We start from the raw sequence: 22,128 nt of genomic DNA on the forward strand, positions 1-22,128 counted from the left end.
GGACCGGGCCGTCTGTCTTGGTTAAGCGATAAAAGCACCTGAACGGGTGCTTTTTGTCATCAATCGCCATGTTGGCGACCCATTGGCTCGGCTTGGGGGTTTGACATAAAAGAAAAACAACCGCCGGATGGCGGTCGCTTGTCTTGGGAAACCATAAGTTTCATTCACAGTTGGCTTGATGCAATATGGCATCTTGCAAGCGTTGGAATTACACGCGCTCAACAAGGCCGGATTTCAAAGCACGGGCGCTTACATAAACGCGCTTCGGCTTACCGTTTACCATGATGCGGACTTTTTGCACGTTAACGCCCCAGGTGCGTTTGTTTTTGTTGTTGGCGTGGGACACGTGGTTGCCTTGGCGTGGGCTTTTACCAGTAATCGTACATTTGCGGGACATGAGTTACACCTCCTGACACTTTCATACCGAACACATACCCCAATATATTATCATATGGATAACTGCGGCGTCAATCTACGCGAGTGGCGGTTTTGCATTTCTTTCTGATGTCGATTATAGTAAAATGGAAGGTAGTCGTAAGGTAGGACGGTTGCGAAATCATGCACCTGCTTTTTTGGCGGCGTAAGCTAATGCTTGCCGGCTCTGACAAGCTTTTCGCCAAGCAGGGCGGTAATTTCGGAACAGTCAGCAAGTAACCCGGAGGAGGAACATGCCATGCCTATGCAAATCGACAGCGAACTCGGCAAAGTATTCGTATCGAACGAAGTGGTAGCGGTATTGGCAGGATCGGCCGCTCTCGATTGTTACGGACTGGTCGGCATGGCTTCGCGCAAACAGCTTAAAGACGGGATTGCGGAACTGCTCGGCCGCGAAAATCTGGGCCGAGGCATCGAAGTCCGGAGCGAACCGGACGGGGTGCATATCGAGCTGCATATCATCGTCAGCTACGGAACCAAAATATCCGAAGTTGCGCACAACGTGCAGTCCAAAGTGAAATACGTATTGAACGAGGTCGTCGGATTAAAGATCGATTTCGTACATATAGTCGTCCAAGGCGTGCGAATCGCACGCTGAGACGGCGTTCGAATCGGCAGAATATCCGAGAGGAAGGGGTTTTTTTTTGAGTAAGCGCTTTAATTCACTGGATGGTTCCACTTTTACTAGCATGATTTATAAGGGCGCGGAAGCATTGCACGCGAACGTTGCGAATGTAAATGCTCTGAACGTATTTCCCGTGCCGGACGGAGACACGGGAACAAACATGAATATGACTTTGACCTCCGGTGTCGAAGAGCTCAAGAAAAAAACGTCTCCGCATATCGGCAAATCTGCCGAAGCGCTGTCTAAAGGGCTGCTTATGGGCGCCCGGGGCAATTCAGGAGTGATTTTGTCACAATTGTTCCGCGGATTCGCGAAAGCGGTACAGGACGCGGAAGACATTGATGTCCATAAATTTGCGGCTGCGCTCCAACAAGGCGTAGATACGGCGTACAAAGCGGTAGTGAAGCCGGTAGAGGGAACGATTCTGACCGTCGCGCGCGAAGCGGCCAAACATGCCGTCGCCTCGGTTCGGCGCAGCTCCGATATCGGCGAGCTGATGAAGGAGGTTCTGGCCAAAGCGAAGGAAGCGCTGGCCCGGACGCCGGAGCAGCTGCCGGTATTGAAGCAGGTTGGCGTCGTCGATGCCGGCGGCCAAGGGCTGGTTCTTATCTATGAAGGTTTCGCAGCGGCGTTAAGCGGCGATATGCCGGTTGCGTCCCTCATTGCGGCGCCCGGTACGGCTGCTGACTTGCCTGGACATGGAACGGCCGAGCCAAGATCGGCCCAGGCCCATATGGCGACGGAGGACATCGAGTTCGGCTATTGCACCGAATTTATGATCCGTCTGGAGCCGGGCAAGACGCCCGGACTTGCGTTTGACGAGTTGTCGTTCCGCGGCGAGATGGAGAAGTTCGGGGATTCCGTTCTGGTCGTCTCAGACGACGATCTGGTCAAAGTGCATCTGCATGCTGAGCATCCCGGCGAAGTATTGACGCTTGCCCAGCGGTTCGGCGAGCTGGTCAAAATTAAAATTGACAATATGCGTGAGCAGCATACGCATATATTGGAAGAAGGCGCCGCTCCGGCCACATCCCACCATGCGGCACCGGCGGCACAGCCGGCCCGCGAAGAAGCTCCGGCGGCGAAGCCGGAGGCGTCCGGAAAACCGGCGAAGCCGTACGGCTTTGTAGCTGTAGCGGCCGGAGACGGCGTGGCCGCCATCCTGTCGAGTCTGGGAGCCGATGTCGTATTGTCCGGCGGACAAACGATGAACCCGAGCACCGAGGATATCGTCAGCGCGATCAAGCGTGTTCATGCCGAGACGGTGTTCGTGCTGCCGAACAATTCGAACATTGTGCTGGCCGCTCAGCAAGCCCGCGATTTGCTGGACCGGAATGTGATCGTCATTCCGACGAAGACGATTCCGCAGGGAATGGCGGCGCTGTTTGCCTTCCAGGCGGGGGCGACTGCGGAGCACAACACCTCCGTGATGGAGGAAGCGATCGCACGCGTTCATTCGGGACAAGTTACGTACGCCGTCCGTGATTCGCAAATCGACGGAATGGACATTCGGGCGGGAGATTATCTCGGCATTCATAACAACAAGATTGTCGCCTCGACGCCGGAGCTGCTCGCAACGTGCCGTCAGCTGCTGGACAGCATGATGGCGGACGGCGGAGAAGTGGTTACGGTGTTGACAGGGGCGGATGCGGCGGAGCCGGTTACTAGCCAGCTTGCGGCACTCATTGAAGAGACGTATCCCGACGCGGAGCTCGAAGTGCATGCCGGCGGCCAGCCGCTGTATTATTATTTATTTTCGGTAGAATGATGATTATTCATTTATGAAGGGGTGCGCCGATGGGGAAAGTCCGAATAGTGACGGACAGTACGTCCGACATTCCGGAGTCGGTCCGGAAAGAATACGGCATTGAGATGGTGCCTCTAAAAGTACATTTCGGTACGGAAACGTATTATGATTCGATTACGATTCAATCGGACGAATTTTATAACAAGCTGACGTCCTCGCCTGCGCTGCCGACGACGTCTCAGCCGTCGCCGGTCGATTTTCTCGAAATCTACAAATCGTTGACGGAAGATCCCGGGACGGAAGTGATCTCGATTCATCTGTCCTCGGCGATGAGCGGCACGTATCAGTCGGCCGTACTGGCCAAGTCGCTGCTGGAGGATAAGCCGAATCTGACGATCGTTGATTCGAAGTCGGCCTCGTACGGAATCGGCCTTCTCGTAGTCGCAGCGGCCCAAGCGGCTCAGGAGGGCAAAAGCAAGGACGACATTCTGGCGCTGATCGAGAAGATTCGCCGGGAACTGCGTATTTACTTTCTGGTTGGCACGCTCGATTATTTGCAAAAAGGCGGCCGGATCGGCAAAGCGGCGGCTATGTTCGGCTCGCTGTTGAACATTAAGCCGATATTGACGATCGACGACGACGGGGAAGTGAACTCGATCGATAAAGCCCGCGGGCACAAAAAAGCGATGGCTCGCATCGTCGAGCTGATGAAGACGGACTTCGGCGGCAAGGAGCTGCACTTGACTGTGGCCCATTCGCAATGCCGGGAGGCGGCCGAGGAGTTCAGCGCGCTGCTGCAGGAGCATTTCCATATTTCCAAGCTGACGTATACGGACATCGGTCCGGTCATCGGTACGTACACCGGTCCGGGTACGGTGGCTGCATTCGCCATCCCGGCGTCATGAGCACGGATCTTCATACGCTTCCCGTCCGCAGCGTGAAGGGCGTCTCTTTGGCCAAAGCCAAAGAGCTGGAAGAGCTCGGAATCGACTCCGTCGCCCGCCTGCTGGAGTATTTCCCGTTCCGGTACGAGGATTACCGGATTCGGGATCTCGCGGACGTCAAGGACGGGGAGAAAGTAACGATCGAGGGCAAGCTGTACAGCGAGCCAAGCGTGCAAATGTACGGACGCAGCAAATCCCGCATGACCTGCAAGGTGTTCGCCGATCCGCTAATGATCCAAACCGTCTGGTTCAACCGGCATTTTCTAAAAGACAGGCTGCGGCCGGGTGCCCAGCTCCTGCTGACGGGGAAATGGGACAGCCGCAGGCTGCAGCTTACCGTCGCCGAGTGTGAGTTTCCGGGAGGAAGCTCGTCCCGGTCGGGGACGCTGCAGCCTGTTTATTCGATTACGGGGGCGCTTGCCCAAAGATGGATGCGCAAGACCATCCAGCAGGCGCTCGTCCAGTTCGGGGCTCTCGTAGCCGAGGCGCTGCCGAAGCAGTTGGTCGACAAATACGGCTTCATGCCGCGAAAGCAGGCGGTGTACCGGATTCACCATCCGGATGATGTGGAGGAAGGCAAGCAGGCCCGCAAACGGCTTGTGTACGAGGAACTGTTTTATTTCCAATTGAAGCTTCATGCGTTCCGTGCCATCCAGCGCCAAAAAGAAGACGGCGTCGCCCACGAGTTCAACAACGAGGACGTGCGGCAATTCGTCCGTGCGCTGCCGTTCAAGCTGACCGATTCGCAGAAAAAGGTGATCGCGGAAATTTTGCACGACTTGAAGGAGCCGTATTGTATGAACCGGCTGCTGCAGGGCGACGTCGGCGCAGGCAAAACCGTGGTGGCGGCGGCCGCCTTGTTTGCGACCGTAAAAGCCGGTTGCCAGGGGGCGCTTATGGTGCCGACGGAAATATTGGCCGAGCAGCACAAACGGTCGCTGGAAAAGCTGTTTGAGCCTTACGGAATGACGATAGGGCTGCTTACGGGTAGCCTGACCGACCGGCAGCGCCGGGACGTGATCGCTTCGCTTCATATGGGACTGATCGATGTGGTCGTCGGGACCCATGCGCTCATCCAGGACGATGTGCTGTTCCGGAAGCTCGGGCTTGTCGTAACGGACGAGCAGCACCGATTCGGCGTCAACCAACGGAGCATCCTGCGCCGTAAAGGAATGAACCCGGACGTGCTCACGATGACGGCTACGCCGATTCCGCGTACGCTCGCGATTACGGCGTTCGGCGATCTGGACGTATCCACGCTGCGCGAGCTTCCGAAAGGGCGCAAGCCGATCAAAACGTATGCGGTCGGACACGACAAGCTGGAGCGGGTCATCGGTTTTATCCGCAACGAAGTGAGCACGGGGCGGCAGGCGTACGTGATATGTCCGCTGATCGAGGAATCGGAGAAACTGGACGTGCAAAATGCGATCGACGTACACGCCCAGATGTCGCACGCATTTCCGGAGTTCCGGGTAGGGCTGCTGCACGGACGGATGACGGCCCAGGAAAAAGACGAGGTAATGCGCCTGTTCAAGGAGAATCAGGTACAGGTGCTCGTCTCGACGACTGTCATCGAGGTCGGCGTCGACGTGCCGAATGCGACGGTGATGGTCATTTACGACGCGGTCCGGTTCGGCTTGTCCCAGCTTCACCAGCTGCGTGGCCGTGTCGGCCGGGGGGAGCATCAGTCGCACTGCATTCTGATCGCCGACCCGAAAAACGAAACGGCGAAGGAGCGCATGCGCGTCATGACCGAGACGAACGACGGCTTCGAGATCGCCCGCCGCGATTTGGAGCTGCGCGGTCCCGGCGACTTCTTCGGCACGAAGCAGAGCGGCCTGCCCGAGTTCAAGCTTGCGGATATGATGAGCGATTTTGAAATTATGGAGATGGCCCGCGACGACGCGGCCGAGCTGGTCGCCCAGCCGGATTTCTGGACGTCGGCGGAGATGCTGCCGCTGCGCGAATTTTTGCAGAGAGAGCATATTCTGGACGGAGAGCGGCTGGACTGAGCTGGCTGGTTGGTTGAGCGAGAATTGTGTTATCGTTTGGTTTGGAAGCGCCGGCTTGCCGGCTGCCGCGTTAGGAAAGCGAACCTCCATCCGCTATCGGCTGGAGTGCGCTGCTTGGTATGGACATGGGACAAGCGATAGGGTTGTCCGATATCCGCCAAGCCGGTGCGCTCGGCAAGCGGGATGGAGGTTTTTTTGTGAGCTCAGAATGTTTAACATTCTTCACCGTGGTAAAGCGGGTAAAGGGCCCTTGCTTGTCGAGTCAGTGAGTGTCTCAAGTTGCTCCAGTTACAATAAAACTCGTAAGCGAATAGGAGAAGAAAGAGGCTGGCCGGATATGAATCGGAGAACAACCACCATGACCGTTCGACTTTTTGTCCTGCTGCTGGCTGGGGGGGGGAGGGGGAACCGAATAGGAGCGGTTTGCAGCTTTTATTTGGTCCGAGAACCGGCTTGGGCGCGGAATAAGAGCGGTTTGAAGCTACTAATATCGGCGAAAAAGGCGCAGACCCCTTCAAGTGGGGAAATAAGGGGTGCAAACCGCCTCTATTTGTCTCTTTCAGCTCAATATCCCGGAAATAAAGGGTGCCAGAGACTCTTATGATGGGATAGAGCTCGTATACAATTCGCTTCAGCGAAGCAGAACGCGGCGCGTTCTAGAAAGAGATGTACGGCTCATCTAAGTCGAAGGAGTCCTCCGTAACTTCATCAACGACCGGCTGGAGCGAAGGTACTCATTGCCCTCCCGCGCATTCACGTATGGGTTTGCACGTCAAAGGGCCGTCCGGGGGCGTAGGCGTAGTGTCGATTCTTAACACTGTCTGCTTAAGGGGGATACGATCTCTTGACCGGACGGTTTTTCTTACGTTCGCTGTCCTGTATGGAATGGGCGGAGACGCCCGAACGCGTGAAGGAGGCGTGCTGACGGAACTGCTGGAACTGCTGGAACCGTACGTTCCGGTCTCTGGCCCTGAGTGAAGGTGAAAGCCGATAGTTGTTCCCCGGGCAGGCAAAACGACGGCCTATCCGGCATACAATTAGAGACGACCACTTCGGGAGGTGTCCGGCGTTGAGCTATCAAAAGTATGGAATTCCGCGCGAGCTGGTGGAGAGGGTCCGGAAAAAGCTGAAGCATCCGGAGACGAAGGACCGGGTCCGAGCGATTATGGACGGAGTGACGAAGGGGGACTTGCAGGACCGCTCCAAAGTTAAGACGCTGCTCAGCAAGACGGCCAAGGCGCTGGGCGAGCCGATCTCGGACGGTTTGGCCAAACAGATCGTACAGATGGTTCTGGATCTGAAAATCGATCCGAACAATACGTTTCATTTGATTAAGCTGTGGGGGATGTTCCGGTAGGCTGCCATCCCCTTTCGCTTCCCTTGTCGGGCGAACCGTTGCCACTGTCGCCTCTTAATAATCCAGAAGACGTCCATGATCATGCCATTGACCGTACATTTTATTTGCTTTTGTGTGCGTAATGAATTTGTCTAAACGACTCCTAAATAATTCCGGCTGATTTTTATAGCTCTGGATTGTGTCGATCCGAATTCGTTTATAAAGAGCAGGAAATGCCAAAAAATTCTCGTATACTTGCCTTTCCTCTTGCAGTCTTTGCTCGATAACCGTATCTATTTTAAAAGAATTGGGGTCCATATCAGGAAGCACCTTTCTTCCTTCGTCTCTCATGAACCCCAACTTTTCGAGGCGGCGGACACGTTCTTTATTCAATTCCGTCCATGAGCTTTTTTTGCTTCTGGGATTTCGATTCATTGCGGCGCCGATGCCCAAGTCGATGTCGTAAGCCAGGAGCAAGAGGATGTAGGGACGTCTATCTTCATAATAGCAATGATGCCTTATCAAGTCACGTTTGCAGCCATCGCTCGTTATCGTTAGAAGACCTCCGGCGCGTGTTAAGATCCGACAGGATGGACATTCCCCCGGAGCCGATCGCTGACGTAATAGCACCGATGTCCTATAAGTTTCAGCCTGGCGAACGCCATTCCTGCATCGGAACGGCGTTTTTTGTTCTGCAAACCCGGCCTGAGCGGCATGCTTCACACCTAAAAAAAACACAAGTCCAATCAAAGGGACTCCATTGTTGGCGAACCGCTCCCGCCTTATGATTAAAGAGAACAAGCGCTTACAAATCTAGGCTTGCACTACGATATCAGACGGTTGGGGGGAGCGGAATGGCGGCTGCAATACAACCCGAGGCCAAGAAGGCGATCAAGTCTTCGCCCCGCGGAAGATGGCTGGATTACATGTGGAAATACCGGGCGCTGTACTTCATCTCGATACCGGGGATCGTTTACTTTTTCATATTCAAATACGTTCCTTTGTTCGGCTCGGTGATCGCGTTTCAGGATTACAACATTTTCAAAGGATTTACGGGCAGCGAGTGGGTCGGGCTCAAACATTTTAAAACGATGTTCGAGCATTACGATTTCCTCCGCATCTTGAACAATACGATTTTGCTGGGGCTGTACGATCTGTTCATCGCATTTCCGGCCCCGATCGTCCTGGCGCTGCTGCTCAACGAGCTGAGACTCGTGTTGTACAAGCGGGTGCTGCAAACGGTCGTGTATATGCCGCACTTTTTGTCCTGGGTCATTATAAGCGGGATCGCGATTGGCATCTTGTCTCCCTCGACCGGCATCTTGAACAAAGCGCTGTCGCTGTTCGGCATCGATCCGATTTACTTCCTGGGCGAAAATTCGTATATCCGCACGATCTTGATCGGCTCGGGCATATGGCGCGATACCGGCTACGGGACGATCATTTATTTGGCCGCACTGGCGGGTATCAATCCCGATCTGTACGAAGCGGCCGAAGTGGACGGCGCGAGCCGGTGGAGGCAGACGCTGTCGATTACGCTGCCGTCGCTGCTGCCGACGATTATGATTTTGTTTTTGCTTCATATCGGCAAGTTTCTCGATCTCGGCTTCGAGCGTGTGTACGTGTTCCTCAATCCGCTTAATACGGAGAACGGCGAAATACTCGATACGTACATTTACAAGGTCGGCCTGTTGTCCCAGCAATACAGCTACACGACGGCGGTCGGTTTGTTCAAATCGCTGGTCGGGCTTATGCTGATCGTCATTGGCAATGTGTTCAGCAAAAAAACGACGGGTGAAAGTCTTTACTAAGGGGTGAGAAACTTGAGAAAATATAGCCGAGGACAAAATATGTTCAATGCGTTCAACGTCGTGCTTCTCACCGTCATCGCCCTGACGATGCTGCTGCCGTTTCTGAACGTAATCGCGCAATCGTTCAGCAGCTCGGAAGCTATTATTAACAACAAGGTCGGATTGTGGCCGGTAGACTTTACCTGGATCAACTACCAGTACGTGTTCAGCGACGCCTCGATCTGGCGGTCGTTCGGAGTTACCGTATACATTACGGTGTTCGGCACGCTGATCAATCTGCTTGCAACCGCGTCGCTCGCTTACCCGGTTTCCCGTCAGGAATACGTCGGGCGCCAAGTCGTCGTTATGTTCGTGCTCATTACGATGGTATTTACGGCTCCGCTTATTCCGAACTTTATATTGATGAAAAATTTGCACCTGGTCAATTCGTTGTGGGTGCTCCTGATTCCCGGGGCCATCAGCGCATTTAACTTTTTCGTTATGCGGTCGTTTTTTATGCAAATTCCGGCGGAGCTGATCGATTCGTCCCGAATCGACGGATGCGGCGAGCTGCGGATTATTTCCAGCATCGTGCTGCCGTTGTCCAAGCCGGTAATGGCTTCGCTGGGTATCTTTTATGCGGTGAACCATTGGAATACGTATATGAGCGCGCTGTATTACATCAACAAGCCGGCGCTGTGGCCGCTGCAGGTGAAGCTGAAGAAGCTGTTCGAGACGGACGATATCAGCATCGACCCGTCGTCCCAGGTGTTCAGCTCGCTCGCGCACACTTCGCCGGAAGGCATCAAAATGGCCGTCATTATGATCGCCACGGTTCCGATTATTCTCATCTATCCGTTTCTGCAGCGACATTTCGTCAAAGGCATGATGGTCGGTTCGGTCAAATCGTAGGGCGCATGCGTCTTCGTCCCGGCCGATCTGCGGTGAACGGAACATGTCGCGGTTCAGACGGCGGGTGGGGCTTCGGACCGGAAGCAACGTCAATCCAATCGAAGCGAAGCAAACGAAACGGGCCGGCTCTTCGCCGCCGTCCTCCGTTACAGACGGGAGCACGGTGTTGGAGCGCGAGCCGTTGGTTTGTCCGCAAAAGGGGCGTTCACCATGTACAGCATTCTGATCGTCGACGACGAGCCGATGATTCGCAAAGGGCTCGAGAAAATGATCCGGCAGACGGAGTCGCTGGACTGTTCCGTCCGCATGGCCGAAAACGGGGAAGAAGCGCTTGCCCGAATCCGCGAGGAACGACCGGATTTTGTATTCACAGACATTCGCATGCCGCGTATGGACGGGCTGGAGCTGTGCCGGAGGCTGGCCGAGGAGGAGCCGGACGTTCAGGTCGTCGTCATATCCGGCTACGGCGACTTCGAATACGCGCAGAAGTGTGTCTCGTACGGAGTCAAGCAATATTTGCTGAAGCCGGTCGGCGTCCAGGATATGCGGGATACGCTGGCTAAGCTGACGAACGCGCTGGGCCGGAAGCAGTCGCCGTATTATTTATCGGTAGCCCGGCTGGACGAATGGGTGGAGCAGATGGAGGTCGCGGTCTGGAGCCTCCACAGCGAAGAGCTGGAGCGGCTGTTGGAACGGCTGGAGTGCGATTACGATTTTGCCCAGTTGACGGTAAGCCGGCAAAACGAGGCGCTGCAGGAGCTGTACGCGCTGCTTGTGAAGAAGCTGGCACACCGCGACGTCGTGCCGCACGACAAAGAGCTGCGGCTGGAGGGCGTCGCCACGAGCGCCAAGTCGTTCGGACGGCTGGCCGAGGCGGTTCGCAAAATCGCCGCCGATTTGAAGGCGAAGCGCAAAGGAAAGGCGAAAAATCCGGTGGAGGCGGCGAAGGCGTTTATCGACGAGCATTTGTCCAAGGAGGTGTCGCTGGAGGAAGTGGCGGACGTGCTGGGGCTGAATCCATCATATTTCAGCCAGCTGTTTAAGCAGACGACGGACGAAACGTTCGTCCAGTACCGGACCCGCCGGAGGATGGACAAAGCCAAGAAGCTGCTGGAGCAGCCGCACTACCGGATTACGGATATTTCCTACGAGGTCGGTTACGCCGATCATCCGCATTTTACGAAAATGTTCAAGAAGCATACGGGTTATTCGCCGTCCGAATACCGCAGCAGACTCGGGATCGAATGATGAAGAAACGTCTGTCGAGACAGCTTTTCGTCTATTTTCTGGTCGTCATCGTCATGTCGCTTACTACGGTCGGGATTTTCTCGTACACGCAGTCGTCGCGGGCGCTCGACCGCCAGTCGGAGCGGTACATTTCCCAGATCATTACAAGCGCCGCTTATCAGACCGACATTTACTTGAGAACGTATGAGCGGGCAAGCCAGTCGCTGCTCACCAGCATGGATTTGAAGCGCTTTCTCGATATCAATCCGAACGACAGCTACGAGTACTATCAATACTACAATGCGCTGCAAAAGGAACTGTTTCCGACGGTGTTCATTCTCCATCCGCAAACGCATCTGATTTATTTGATCGGAGAGCACGGACGCGCCGTCGCGGACGACAATTCGCCCCAGCTGTATACGCCGAACTTCCGGCCTGCGGAGCAATACGCGATGCTGCTCGAGCGGACGCCGGAGAACGGGGCGATTGCGATGTTCAAGTCGAGCATCAAGCCGGACCAGGCGGACCGGATCATTACGATGGCCCGGAGGGTGCGGGGAGTCTCGTCGTATACGCCGAACGGCGTGCTGGCGATTGAGTTCAAGGAGCAGGATCTCGCGCAAATGTGGAAGCCTCTCGATATCGGGGAGCGCGGCTTTTTCTTCATCGTCGACGAACAGGGCGGTTTGATCTACCGGCCGGCGGATTCCGAATATGCGGGCATTTCGAGCGGAAGTTTGCTTCACAAAGTGACGGAGACCGGCAACGGCAGCTTTCTGGAGAAGCTGAACGGGGAAAACCGGCTGTTCGTCACCCGCAAATCGGACTATTCCAACTGGACGATCGCGATATCCGTGCCCGTGCAGGAGCTGCGCGGCCCGGTATCCGCCATCCGCTCGACAACGCTTGTCGTCGGACTGCTGACGCTGGTGGCGGCGATCTTCGCCGCGCTCCGGTTCGGCCGCTCGATCGTGAAGCCGATTCAGGTGCTCAAGAACGGCATGCGCCAGACGGAGAAGGGCAATTGGGGCCATATTCACGTTCCCGAGCGGCAGGACGAGATCGGCAGCCTGATCGTGACGTACAACCGGATGGTGACCCGTCTGTCGGAGCTCGTCGAGGAAGTGTACGCAGCCGAGCTGAAGCAGCAGGGGACGCTGCTGGATTTGCAGGAAACCCGGCTGGAGCGGCACAGGGCGGAGTTTCAGGCGCTGCAAATGCAAATTAACCCGCATTTTTTGTACAACACGCTGGAGACGATCAAATGTTACGCCGTCGTCCAGGATTCCGCGGAAATTACCGAGATGGTGGAGGCGATGGCCTTCATGCTGCGGTATTCGATCCAGACGAATCTGGAGGAAATTACGATGGCCAACGAGCTGAAGCATGTGCTCAGCTATATGACGGTACTGCGGCACCGGCACGGGCGCGACTTCGACATCGACGTAGCGGTTCCTCCCGAGCTGCTGCTGGAGAAGATGGTACGGCTGACGCTGCAGCCGATCGTGGAAAATATTTTTCAGCATGCGTTCCCGGACGGGATCGAGGACCGGCACTACATCCGGATCGACGCGCGGCGCGAGGACGACCGGTTTCTCGTGATCGTCGAGGATAACGGGGCCGGCATGAGCCCGGAGAAGCTGGAGGCGCTGCGGGAGAAGCTGAAGCAAAACCGGCTGGCCGAACCGGACACCGGCTCGATCTATCATCGCGGAGGCATCGGTCTGATGAACGTGCACCGGCGCATCCAGCTCGTATTCGGCGAACAGTACGGCATGTCGGTCGGCAGCGAGCGCGGCAAGGGAACCCGCATTACGCTGACGATGCCGGGCATACGCAACAAGCTCAGCATAGCGGCGGACTGAACGGACAGAGGCTGAGGCTGACATTCAAAGATAGGCATGTGCTCAAAAAACAAAAATCATGAGGAGGACGAAACAATGAATACGATCGATCTGACGGGGAAAGTCGCTTTGGTAACGGGTTCCAGCTCGGGTATCGGACGCGCGGTTGCGATCCGGCTCGCGGCCAGCGGAGCGAAGGTGGCGGTTAATTATTTGAAAAATGCGGGCGACGGCGAGGAGACGGTCCGGACGATCCGCACGGCTGGAGGGACGGCGGAGCTGTTCCAGGCCGACGTCTCAAAGCTGGATCAGATCGGTGCGCTCGTGAGCGCCGTCGAGGCCGCCTTCGGCACTGGAATCGATATCCTCGTGAACAATGCCGGTCATCTGGTGCAGCGTTGCTCCAACGCGGATATGACGGAGGAGCTATACGATACGATTATGGATGTGAACCTGAAAAGCACCGTGTTCGTAACAAAAGCGGCGCTGCCGGGCATGAAGGCCAAGGGAGGGGGCGCTATCGTCAACCTGTCCTCGCTGGCGGGGCATGACGGGGGCGGGCCGGGCGCGAGCGTATATGCGGCGAGCAAAGGCGCGATCGTCTCTTATTCCAAAGGGCTTGCCAAAGAGCTGGCCGCCAGCGGCATCCGGGTTAATGCCGTTTCCCCGGGCTTTATCGGTCAGACGGCGTTCCATGCGACATTCACCTCCGAGGAAGGACGCAAAGCGACGGTCGGGCGCGTTCCGCTTGGACGGGAAGGCACTCCGGACGACGTGGCCGGGGCGGTTCTGTTCCTCGTCTCCGATCTGGCTTCCTACCTGACCGGGGAAACCGTCGAAGTAAACGGAGGCATGTTCATGCGATGAAGACGACACGAATCCGGGAAAAGGTGCGAGAGAACATATGGGGTCAGCCGGCCTGCGAACTGCTGCGCCGCGAGCTGGATTCGCTGCCGGAGCAGGCGCTGGCGATCCCTCATGAGCCGGGCGGGTGGTGGCACCAATACGTGTGCCCGGAGCATCATACCGAGCTGCTGTTCGATCCGGCCGAGGCGGATGCGCTGTCGTACGTTTGCCCTCACGGCTGCCGGCTGTCGGGCGAGCCTTACCGCGGCGCCTGGCTCGTGTTCAAGCACCAGGCGCTGGCGCGGTATGCGCTTCAGGCTGCGGCCGTTTATGCGGGAATCGGCGATGAGGAGTATGCCGCGCTCGGCCGGAAGCTGATTGCCGGTTATGCCGCGCAGTTTCCGCATTATCCGGTCCATCCGGACGCCCAGCCCTGGATGCTGAAAGGGCGAGCCTTTCATCAGGCGCTGACGGAGGCGATCTGGGCGACGACGCTGATCCGGGGGTATTTGCTGCTGCGCGACGAAGGTGCGGCCGTCTGGGACGAAGCGGACGCTGCGGCGATGGAGACGTTTCTCGGCTTGCTGGAAAGCAGTATGGAGCAGTACCGGCACGTCTTGATTCATGAAAAGCGCAATCCTGAAAATAACTACACGGCTTGGCTAAACGCGGCGCTTGCCTGCGTCTACGCCGCCCGCGGCGAGAAGGAAAAGCTGCTGGCGCTCGTTGACGGCGAAGGCGGACTGCTCCATCATCTGACGATCGGCGTAAAGCCGGATCAGTTCGAATTCGAGGGCAGCACGTATTACCACATTTTTGTACTGCGGGCGTATTTCATTACAGCGGAGATGGCGGAACGGCTTGGCGTCGATTTGTACGCGGTCCGGGGAGCGGACGGTCAGTGCTTCGAAGGGATGCTGGACGTGCTAGCCAGGCTGGCGAACGATCTTGGCAAGCTGCCTGCGCTGCACGACGGCCCTTACGCGCGGGTGCCCTACGCCCGGGAGATCGCCGAAGTATTCGAGACCGGGCTGACCCGGTACGGGCATGCCCGGTATGCGCCGATTCTTGCCGAAGCTTACAGACAGCTGTACGGCGGGCCGGTGCGGACCGGACTGGAGGCTGTGGTGTACGGAACGGGCGATTGGACGCCGACGGCTTATCGTATGGATCAGGGAGCGTTGGATGGCTTGGAAGGAGGAGCCCGCGCCCCCTCCGGGATTCCGCCGACTGACGACTATAGTCAGCGCCGATCGCTGCTGCTTGCCGACTCGGGTTTCGTCGTGCTGCGCCGTCCGGGGAGCAAGCTGTCCCTTCTGGCCGATTTCGGTCCGCACGGCGGCTCGCACGGCCATTACGACAAGCTGCACGTATCGCTTATGCACAAGAGCGGCGCCGTCGCCCCGGATAGGGGAGTGGTGCCGTACGGCTCGCCATTGCGGAAAGGCTGGTATGCGGAAACGGCGAGCCATAACACGGTGTCGATCGGCGGACAGTCGCAAGCGCCGCATGAAGGCGAATGCATGCGATTCGAAGAAGGAGAGGAAGGGACGCACGTCTGGCTCCGTTCGGATCAGGCTTACGCGGGTACGGTGTTCGACCGCCATCTGCTGCTGACCGGGGAATGGCTGCTCGACTGGTTCGAGGTGCAGACCGGGGAAGCGGCGGAGATCGACTGGTGGATGCACGGGATCGGGGAGATGGCGCCCGCCGGCTCCCCGGAAGCGTGGGAGGCGGCCGGCAGGGATGCAGGCGCTGAGGGTGTGGTGTTGGGCGCCCGCGGCGGTTACTCCCACATTCGGGCGGTAAACAGCCGCAAGCCGATTTTGACGGACCAGGATACCTGCTTATGGCGGATGACTGTGGACGGAACGGAGGAGCAGGTGACGGCGGCGATGGTGCTGTTTCCCGGCTCCGAGGCCAAGTTGGTCCGCACGCCCGGCGTATCTGTCGATCCGAGCAAGCCTGGGGCAGGTCTGCTTCATCGGCAGCGCGGGCGCTCGGCCAGGTTCATCGCGATGTACCGCGACGGCGCCGAGCCGTTGTCGCTTCATTTCCGCGAAGGAACGGCAGGAGGTGCCGCGCTGGATATCGCCGACGGGAACGGTGTGCGGCGGACCGTTCATTTTACGAAGCAGGCAGGTTTACGTTTGGCAGAGCCAACCCGAGGAGCGTGATCCGGAAATGACGAAGCTGTACGAGCCGAACAGCGACATACTAACCGTCCCGTATGAACCGAACGAGCGGACGATACTGCTGGAAAATCCGCCGCGCTTCACCTGGATGCCGGCGGCGGAGTCCGACGACCGGTACGTGCTGCAGCTATCGTCTTCGCCGGGCTTCGAGGCGGAGCGAACGGACGTATATGAGCCCGTTCCATATAACTACTTCACCCCGGATCGGCCGCTTGCCCCGGGTATCTGCTACTGGCGTTACGCCCTGCTGATCGGGGAGGAGACGGCGGACGGCTGTGCCGCCGGGATCGGCGCTGCGGCGAATACGGGTGCCGGGCAGCGGACGGAATGGAGCCGGGTCCGTTCGTTTGAAGTGCCGGCAGGGCTGCCGGAGACGCCGCTGCCGGGACGCGGCACCCGTTACCCTGCGCCGGGCGGGGGGCACCCCCGCTTGTGGCTGCAAGCCGATTCGCTTGCGCCGTTCCGCGATGCGGTGCGAAAAGACGCGTCCGCGTACGGCTGGGGCGAGTTTATGGAGAAATCGGTACTCCCCTGGACGAACCGGCCGCTCATCCCGGAGCCTGCACCATATCCGGACAACAAGCGGGTGGCCCATCTTTGGCGCCGGATGTACATCGATTGCCAGGAGTGCTTGTATGCGGTCCGTCACTTAAGCGTCGCCGGCATCGTGCTCGAAGACCGCGAACGGATCGGTCAGGCGAAGCGGTGGCTGCTGCATGTGGCGTCTTGGAATACGGAGGGAGCGACGAGCCGGGACTATAACGACGAAGCGGCTTTCCGCATCGCCGGCGCGCTTGCCTGGGGCTACGACTGGCTGCACGGGGAGCTGAACGAGGCGGAGCGGGCGGCAGTGCGCCGCAGCTTGTTCCGCCGTACCGAGCAGGTCGCCTGCCACGTGATCGAGCGGTCGAAAATTCATCAGGTGCCGTACGACAGCCATGCCGTCCGCTCGCTGTCGTCGGTGCTGGTTCCTTGCTGTATGGCGCTGCTGGGGGAAGAGCCGAAGGCCGAGCAGTGGCTCGACTACGCGATCGAATATTTCGCCTGCCTGTATTCGCCTTGGGGCGGCGCGGACGGAGGCTGGGCCGAGGGGCCGATGTACTGGACGACCGGCATGGCGTTCGTCACCGAAGCGATGAATCTGCTGCGGTCTTACACCGGAATCGATTTGTACCGCCGGCCCTTTTTCCGGCGAACCGGAGATTTTCCGCTGTATGTGTTCCCGCCGGACGTAAGGCGCGCCAGCTTCGCGGATCAGTCAACGCTCGGCGATCCGCCCAGCCTGAAGACGGGGTTTAATGTCCGCCAGTTTGCCGGAGTCACGGGGGACGGACGCTACCAATGGTATTATGAGCAAGTGAAACGTCTGAACCCTGATGCGGACAGTAAATTTTACAATTACGGCTGGTGGGATTTCCGTTTCGACGAGATGACGTATCTTCACGATTATCCGCCTGTCGAGTCTGTGGCGCCTGTCGGCATTGAAGCGGTCAAATGGTTCAAGGACGTCGGCTGGGTGGCGATGCACCGCCGCATGGACGATCCGCAGGAGCATATCATGCTGCTGACGAAGAGCAGCCGCTACGGCTCGATCAGCCACAGCCACGGCGATCAGAACGCTTTTCTGCTGCATGCGTTCGGCGAACCGCTGGCGATCGAGAGCGGGTATTACGTCGCCTTCGGCAGCACGATGCACCTTCAATGGCGCAGACAGACCCGCTCCAAAAACGTCATCCTGATCGACGGGCAGGGCCAATATGCGGGACCCGATAAGGTGCTGAACATGGCGGCCTCCGGAACGGTGCTCGAAGTGTGCGATACCGGGGACTGCAGTTTCGTCCGATCCGATGCGACCGCCGCTTACAGGCAGTTGGTGCCGGATTTGAAATCGTATGTCCGCGAAATTTATTTCGTAGGACAGTCGTATTTTGTGATTGTCGATTACGTGGATCTGGAGCAGCCGGCTTCCGTCGATTGGCTGTTCCACACGCTGCATCCGATGACGATCAAAGGCCAGTCGTTCCGGGTTAACGGGGAAAAGGCCGAGCTTGCCGGCCGGTTCGCCTATTGCTCGTCGGGAGAGCTTGAGCTGTCGCAGCACAACGAATTCACGGACGTCGATCCTTCGGAGATCGAAGGGCTGCCGCTTCACTGGCATTTAACGGCTTCGACCCGGAAGGCGTCCAGTCACCGCATTGCCGCGCTGCTCGTCCCGATAAAGAAGGGGGACGCCAAATACGTCTCGTTTTTTATGGACGATCAGGATCACGGGGTTCACTTGTATTTCACGGAGGACGGCAGGACACAGCGTATTGAAATCGCCAAATCGTATTAGGCGTGACGGGTAAATCTGAAAAAATGACAAACCGACATAAAGCCACTCCATTGTTGAAATCCGCATCCGGCGATAAGATAGGGCTAGAACCACGATAAAGCGTTTTCAATATAGCGAAAAGGGAAGAGGGGTATCATGAACAAATGGTTTAAAGTGAGCTTGGTGAGCACGCTTGCCCTTGGCACCTTAGTCGGCTGCGGTACGAAAGAGGACGGGAATTCCGGCAAAGACGGCCAGGCGGCCGGCCCGGGAGAAAAGACGAAGTTTTCGATCGCGCTGCGGACGCTGGCTTTCAACTATGTGGAGAAGTCCCCGAATCTGAACGAAGACAAGTGGGTCAAGCGGCTGGAAGAAAAAACGAATACCGATCTGAACATCGTGCTCGTGCCGCATAAGGAATATGAGCAGAAGATGGTGCAAATGTTCGCCACTGGCGACGTTGCGGACGTGATGCAGGGCAGCGGAGGCGTCAACGGCAAAGAAATGGCGGGCTCGGTGCAGGCGGGCGTCTTTATGCCGCTGGACGACCTGCTCAAGAAGCACGGGCAAAATCTGCTGAAGAAAATTCCGAAGGACGCCTGGGATCAAGTATCGTATCAGGGCAAAATTTACGCGATTCCGGAATATTTGTCCAATCCTTCGCGGAGAGCGACCTGGGTTCGCCAAGATTTGCTCGATAAAGCCGGGCTGAAGGCGCCGAAGACAGTGGAGGAAACGCTTGATATGCTGCGCGCGTTCAAGAAGCTGGGCGTCGAGAATCCGTATATGGGCCGGCAAGATTTCAAATACGCCGATACGTTTTTTGGAGCGTATGACGTGTATCCGTATTTGTCGATGTTCGAGAAGCAGGGTGACCAGGTCGTTCCGAAGTTTTTCGACTCGGATAATATGCAGAAGGCGCTTGGCGTGTACAAGACGATGTACGATGAAGGCTTGATTAACAAGGAGTTCGCGACGATCAACCCGACGACGTTCAAAAACACGATCCTGGCCGGTAAAGCGGGCATGTGGACGATGAATGCGAACGAGCTGCTGCAATGGGAGGCCCAGCTGAAGGCGAGCGTTCCCGAGGCGAAGCTGGAAATTATCCCTTCCCCGACCGGAACTGACGGCAAGGGCGGCCATTATTTGTACGGATCGGTCACCCGCTCGTATTTTATTAAAAAAGATGTAAAAAACGCCGAAAGCATCGTGAAGTTTTTCGACTGGATGGTCTCGGACGAGGCGGAGAAGTTTTTCACGTTTGGCGTTGAAGGCGAGACGTACAAGACGGAGAACGGCAAAATCGTCTATACGTCGCCGACCGATCCGACGGCTGTCGACGAAGAGCGGTACAGACAGGCGTTCCTGTGGATGGTTCAGGATACGACGTACAACAAAGGCTCGCTGGACCTGACGCCTGAAGGCAAAAAGCTGATTCAGATTTACGATACGGTTCTCGCCAAGGAAGGGCGCGACGGCATCACATTCGAGCCGCGTCTGGAGTCGCTTACGAAAAATCCGGACGTTTCGCCTAATTCCGACACCGCACCGCCGCTTCTGCTCACCCACATGGTCAAAATGGTGTACGGCAAAGAGCCGATCTCCGACTGGCCGAAGGTAATCGAGGAATGGAAATCGAAGGGCGGCAACGAGGTCATCAAGGAAGCGACCGACAAGTTCAACAAAAACGAAGGAATCACGATGCCGCGGCGGTAAGGCCGAATGCGGGCGCGGCTTCTTCAGAGGGGATGTCCCCAAAGTCATTAATCGTTTTTTGAGCCTCATCCAGAACCGATTCCCTCAAGAAAAAGGACCTCAGTCTCCACTTTACCGTGGATTTTGGGGTCCTTTTGCGCTCGGATATTGGGACGCCTCTGTCACGTGGGCACTTTTGGCCCCCTCTTTTCCGTGCATAGATCGATGTATATTTACCGTGGTGAAGCGGAAAAGGATTCCCTTTACTGATCGGGTCAGCGGGTGTCGCAAGTTCGCTTTTCGTGGCCGTTCAACTTTTTGCCCCCCCGATTCAAGTGGGGGAGGAAACGCGAATAAGAGCGGTTTGTACCCGCTATATGGCCCGAAAACCCGCATGAACACAGGATAAGAGCGGTTAGAAGCTGCTAAAATCCGCGAAAAGGGTGCATCTCCCATCAGTTGGAGGAAATAAGAGGTGCAAACCGCTTCTATTCGTTTTAGTTCGTCGAAAAGGCCGAAAATAGGAGGTGCCAAAGACTCTTAATTTGTACCGGGCTCACACGCGTAGACGGTTTTGGCGAAGGCGAACACAATCCGCTCACGGGAAAGAGTTACGGGTTTCATCTGGAGTCGATTTGTACCCGCAAAACCTCGCCCACGAGCAGTCGGCGCTAAGGTATGCATTTTCTCCCGCACAATCGCGAGGGCTTGCACGCCAAAGGACCGTTCGGACATCTTCAGTGTCGATTCTTAACACTGTCTACTTAAAGGGGATCATGTCGGACTTCACCGGACGGTTTTTCCCGCCACTATTATCAGGGAGATTCCTGCCTCTGGGGTTACTACGCAGGGTCCTGAGTAGCAGCCTTCTGGGCAGGAACGGTTTTTTGCTGCCGGCTACGGGAGGCGATTCGCTCCACCCGGGGCCTCGGCCTGGGCCGGCCCTAATCGTCGATGGTGAGCCTGCGTATACATTCGGGACTGTCGTTTCGGACATTGCCGACCCCGGCGGCGACCGGGTAGGCCGTCATCTGCTCGGCCGGATAAGGCCGCAGCAGACCGAGCAGCAGGGACGTTTGGCGCATGCTGCGGTCCAGCCAGATCGCCTCCTGCTCCGGCGGGACGATCACCGGCATCCGGTCGTGAATGTCCGCCATCAGCCGGTTGGGGGTCGTCGTAATGATCGTGCATGTGCTGACTTTGCGTCCGTCCAAGGTTGTCCACGACTCGTACAGGCCGGCCATCGAGAAGAGCGATTCGTCCTTCATCGTAATGCGCATCGGCTGTTTGCCGCCGTCCTGCTTTTTTTTCCACTCGTAAAAGCCGTCCGCCGGGATAAGGCACCGTCTGCGCTCGAAGGCGGTCCGGTAAGCCGGCTTCTCCGCTACGGTTTCGGCGCGGGCGTTGATCATTTTGAACCCTGCCGCTTCGTCCTTCGACCATTCCGGCACGAGCCCCCATTTCAATTCCCCGATCCGGTTGCTCGCCCCGTCGTTAATAACGGCAACCACCATTTGGCCCGGGGCTACGTTATATTTCGGACGGTGGTACAGCGGGAAAAACGGATCGATCTGATACCGCATCAGCAGTTCCTCAAGCGTGACCGTAACTGTGTATCTGCCGCACATGGATAGTCCTCCTTACGGGAAAGTTTGTTCGCATCTATGACGAATCCGGGAATGTTACTTGGGGGATTCTCCCATCATTCAATAATCCAGTTGCATCAAACGAACGAGTGGAACAAGGGAACCGTTGCGGCGTTCGGATTTTGGCGAAAGGGGTTACTCGCTCTAGCTTAACGGATGAAAACGGCATGAAAGCGCGAATTTCGGTATATCAGGCCCCCCTTTACGTAGGGCCTTCATCGTGGAGAAGGCTTGTGGAGCTGCTGCTCTTACCTCCATTGTACGCTTTTCAAACCGCATCTTCCAGTTCGCCTCCCGTATGCCGGGAGCGGCCGGAGCCGGACAAAGTTGGCGCGCATCAAAATTTTCCCTCTTGAAACAGGAATGTATGTTCGCTTATTGTATATACTAGTAAGGGAACATTTGTTCTTATTTGTGAGGCTGGAAGTATACGATTTTAGCCGAGTTGAACGGTTACCGCTTGCAAGAAAGCTCCCGCTTGCGCAGAGTTCGTCGTAGAGAAGGCTTCGCTTAGTCACATAGTCGCTTAGTCGGCTTAGAAGCTTTTCTAAAAAAGG

Annotated in this window: 16 protein-coding genes; 13 read left to right on the forward strand and 3 right to left on the reverse strand. The window is 56.9% G+C overall.

All coding sequences use genetic code 11. From position 1 onward, the window contains the following. Positions 1–208: 208 nt before the first annotated feature. Positions 209–397 carry a 50S ribosomal protein L28 gene (gene rpmB / locus IDH45_RS11680; protein WP_120745324.1) on the reverse strand — a complete coding sequence of 63 codons (189 nt, stop codon included), beginning with the start codon at positions 395–397 and terminating at the stop codon, positions 209–211. 276 nt (positions 398–673) lie between these two features. On the opposite strand from rpmB, the gene IDH45_RS11685 reads away from it, so the two are divergent. The 5 genes from IDH45_RS11685 to IDH45_RS11705 all read left to right on the forward strand — a co-directional run bounded on the left by IDH45_RS11685 (position 674) and on the right by IDH45_RS11705 (position 7,120). Continuing rightward, on the forward strand, positions 674–1,033 hold the full coding sequence (locus tag IDH45_RS11685) for an Asp23/Gls24 family envelope stress response protein (protein ID WP_190927729.1): 360 nt from the start codon (positions 674–676) through the stop codon (positions 1,031–1,033). A gap of 91 nt (positions 1,034–1,124) precedes the next feature. Then, positions 1,125–2,828: a DAK2 domain-containing protein gene (locus tag IDH45_RS11690; RefSeq protein WP_190928010.1), complete on the forward strand. Its 1,704-nt coding sequence runs from the start codon at positions 1,125–1,127 to the stop codon at positions 2,826–2,828. A 29-nt stretch (positions 2,829–2,857) separates the two neighbouring features. After that, positions 2,858–3,712: a DegV family protein gene (locus tag IDH45_RS11695; RefSeq protein WP_190927731.1), complete on the forward strand. Its 855-nt coding sequence runs from the start codon at positions 2,858–2,860 to the stop codon at positions 3,710–3,712. Beyond that, positions 3,709–5,763, forward strand: a complete 2,055-nt coding sequence (gene recG / locus IDH45_RS11700; RefSeq protein WP_190927733.1) for an ATP-dependent DNA helicase RecG — start codon at positions 3,709–3,711, stop codon at positions 5,761–5,763. The genes IDH45_RS11695 and recG overlap by 4 nt, the downstream gene beginning before the upstream one ends. Before the next feature lie 1,069 nt (positions 5,764–6,832). Beyond that, on the forward strand, positions 6,833–7,120 hold the full coding sequence (locus IDH45_RS11705) for a stage VI sporulation protein F (RefSeq protein ID WP_190927735.1): 288 nt from the start codon (positions 6,833–6,835) through the stop codon (positions 7,118–7,120). A gap of 54 nt (positions 7,121–7,174) precedes the next feature. Here IDH45_RS11705 and IDH45_RS33985 read toward each other — a convergent pair whose 3' ends face one another. Next, the gene (locus IDH45_RS33985; protein WP_223836575.1) at positions 7,175–7,849 is read right to left on the reverse strand and encodes a YdeI/OmpD-associated family protein; all 675 of its coding nucleotides are present in this window, start codon (positions 7,847–7,849) and stop codon (positions 7,175–7,177) included. Between the two features lie 104 nt (positions 7,850–7,953). On the opposite strand from IDH45_RS33985, the gene IDH45_RS11715 reads away from it, so the two are divergent. From IDH45_RS11715 to IDH45_RS11750, 8 genes are all read left to right on the forward strand, one after another. Next, positions 7,954–8,910: an ABC transporter permease gene (locus tag IDH45_RS11715; RefSeq protein ID WP_190927737.1), complete on the forward strand. Its 957-nt coding sequence runs from the start codon at positions 7,954–7,956 to the stop codon at positions 8,908–8,910. Positions 8,911–8,949: 39 nt separating this feature from the next. Then, positions 8,950–9,801 (forward strand): carbohydrate ABC transporter permease, encoded by an 852-nt coding sequence (locus IDH45_RS11720; protein WP_190928013.1) that lies wholly within the window; start codon positions 8,950–8,952, stop codon positions 9,799–9,801. Positions 9,802–10,011: 210 nt separating this feature from the next. Next, the gene (locus tag IDH45_RS11725) at positions 10,012–11,049 is read left to right on the forward strand and encodes a response regulator transcription factor (protein WP_190927739.1); all 1,038 of its coding nucleotides are present in this window, start codon (positions 10,012–10,014) and stop codon (positions 11,047–11,049) included. Beyond that, positions 11,046–12,893: a cache domain-containing sensor histidine kinase gene (locus IDH45_RS11730; RefSeq protein WP_190927741.1), complete on the forward strand. Its 1,848-nt coding sequence runs from the start codon at positions 11,046–11,048 to the stop codon at positions 12,891–12,893. Before IDH45_RS11725 ends, IDH45_RS11730 begins: the two co-directional genes overlap by 4 nt. Positions 12,894–12,968: 75 nt before the next feature. Next, the gene (locus IDH45_RS11735; RefSeq protein ID WP_190927742.1) at positions 12,969–13,739 is read left to right on the forward strand and encodes an SDR family NAD(P)-dependent oxidoreductase; all 771 of its coding nucleotides are present in this window, start codon (positions 12,969–12,971) and stop codon (positions 13,737–13,739) included. Then, on the forward strand, positions 13,736–15,895 hold the full coding sequence (locus IDH45_RS11740; RefSeq protein WP_190927744.1) for a heparinase II/III domain-containing protein: 2,160 nt from the start codon (positions 13,736–13,738) through the stop codon (positions 15,893–15,895). The genes IDH45_RS11735 and IDH45_RS11740 overlap by 4 nt, the downstream gene beginning before the upstream one ends. Positions 15,896–15,902: 7 nt before the next feature. After that, positions 15,903–18,248: a DUF4962 domain-containing protein gene (locus IDH45_RS11745; RefSeq protein ID WP_190927746.1), complete on the forward strand. Its 2,346-nt coding sequence runs from the start codon at positions 15,903–15,905 to the stop codon at positions 18,246–18,248. Between the two features lie 135 nt (positions 18,249–18,383). Then, positions 18,384–19,946, forward strand: coding sequence for an extracellular solute-binding protein (locus IDH45_RS11750; protein ID WP_190927748.1), 1,563 nt, complete (start codon positions 18,384–18,386; stop codon positions 19,944–19,946). Positions 19,947–20,869: 923 nt separating this feature from the next. Here the strand turns inward: IDH45_RS11750 and IDH45_RS11755 are convergent. Then, positions 20,870–21,553: an SOS response-associated peptidase gene (locus tag IDH45_RS11755; protein ID WP_190927749.1), complete on the reverse strand. Its 684-nt coding sequence runs from the start codon at positions 21,551–21,553 to the stop codon at positions 20,870–20,872. Between the last annotated feature and the right edge of the window lie 575 nt (positions 21,554–22,128).

This window comes from Paenibacillus oceani (assembly GCF_014705615.1).
Taxonomy (GTDB): domain Bacteria; phylum Bacillota; class Bacilli; order Paenibacillales; family NBRC-103111; genus Paenibacillus_AB; species Paenibacillus_AB oceani.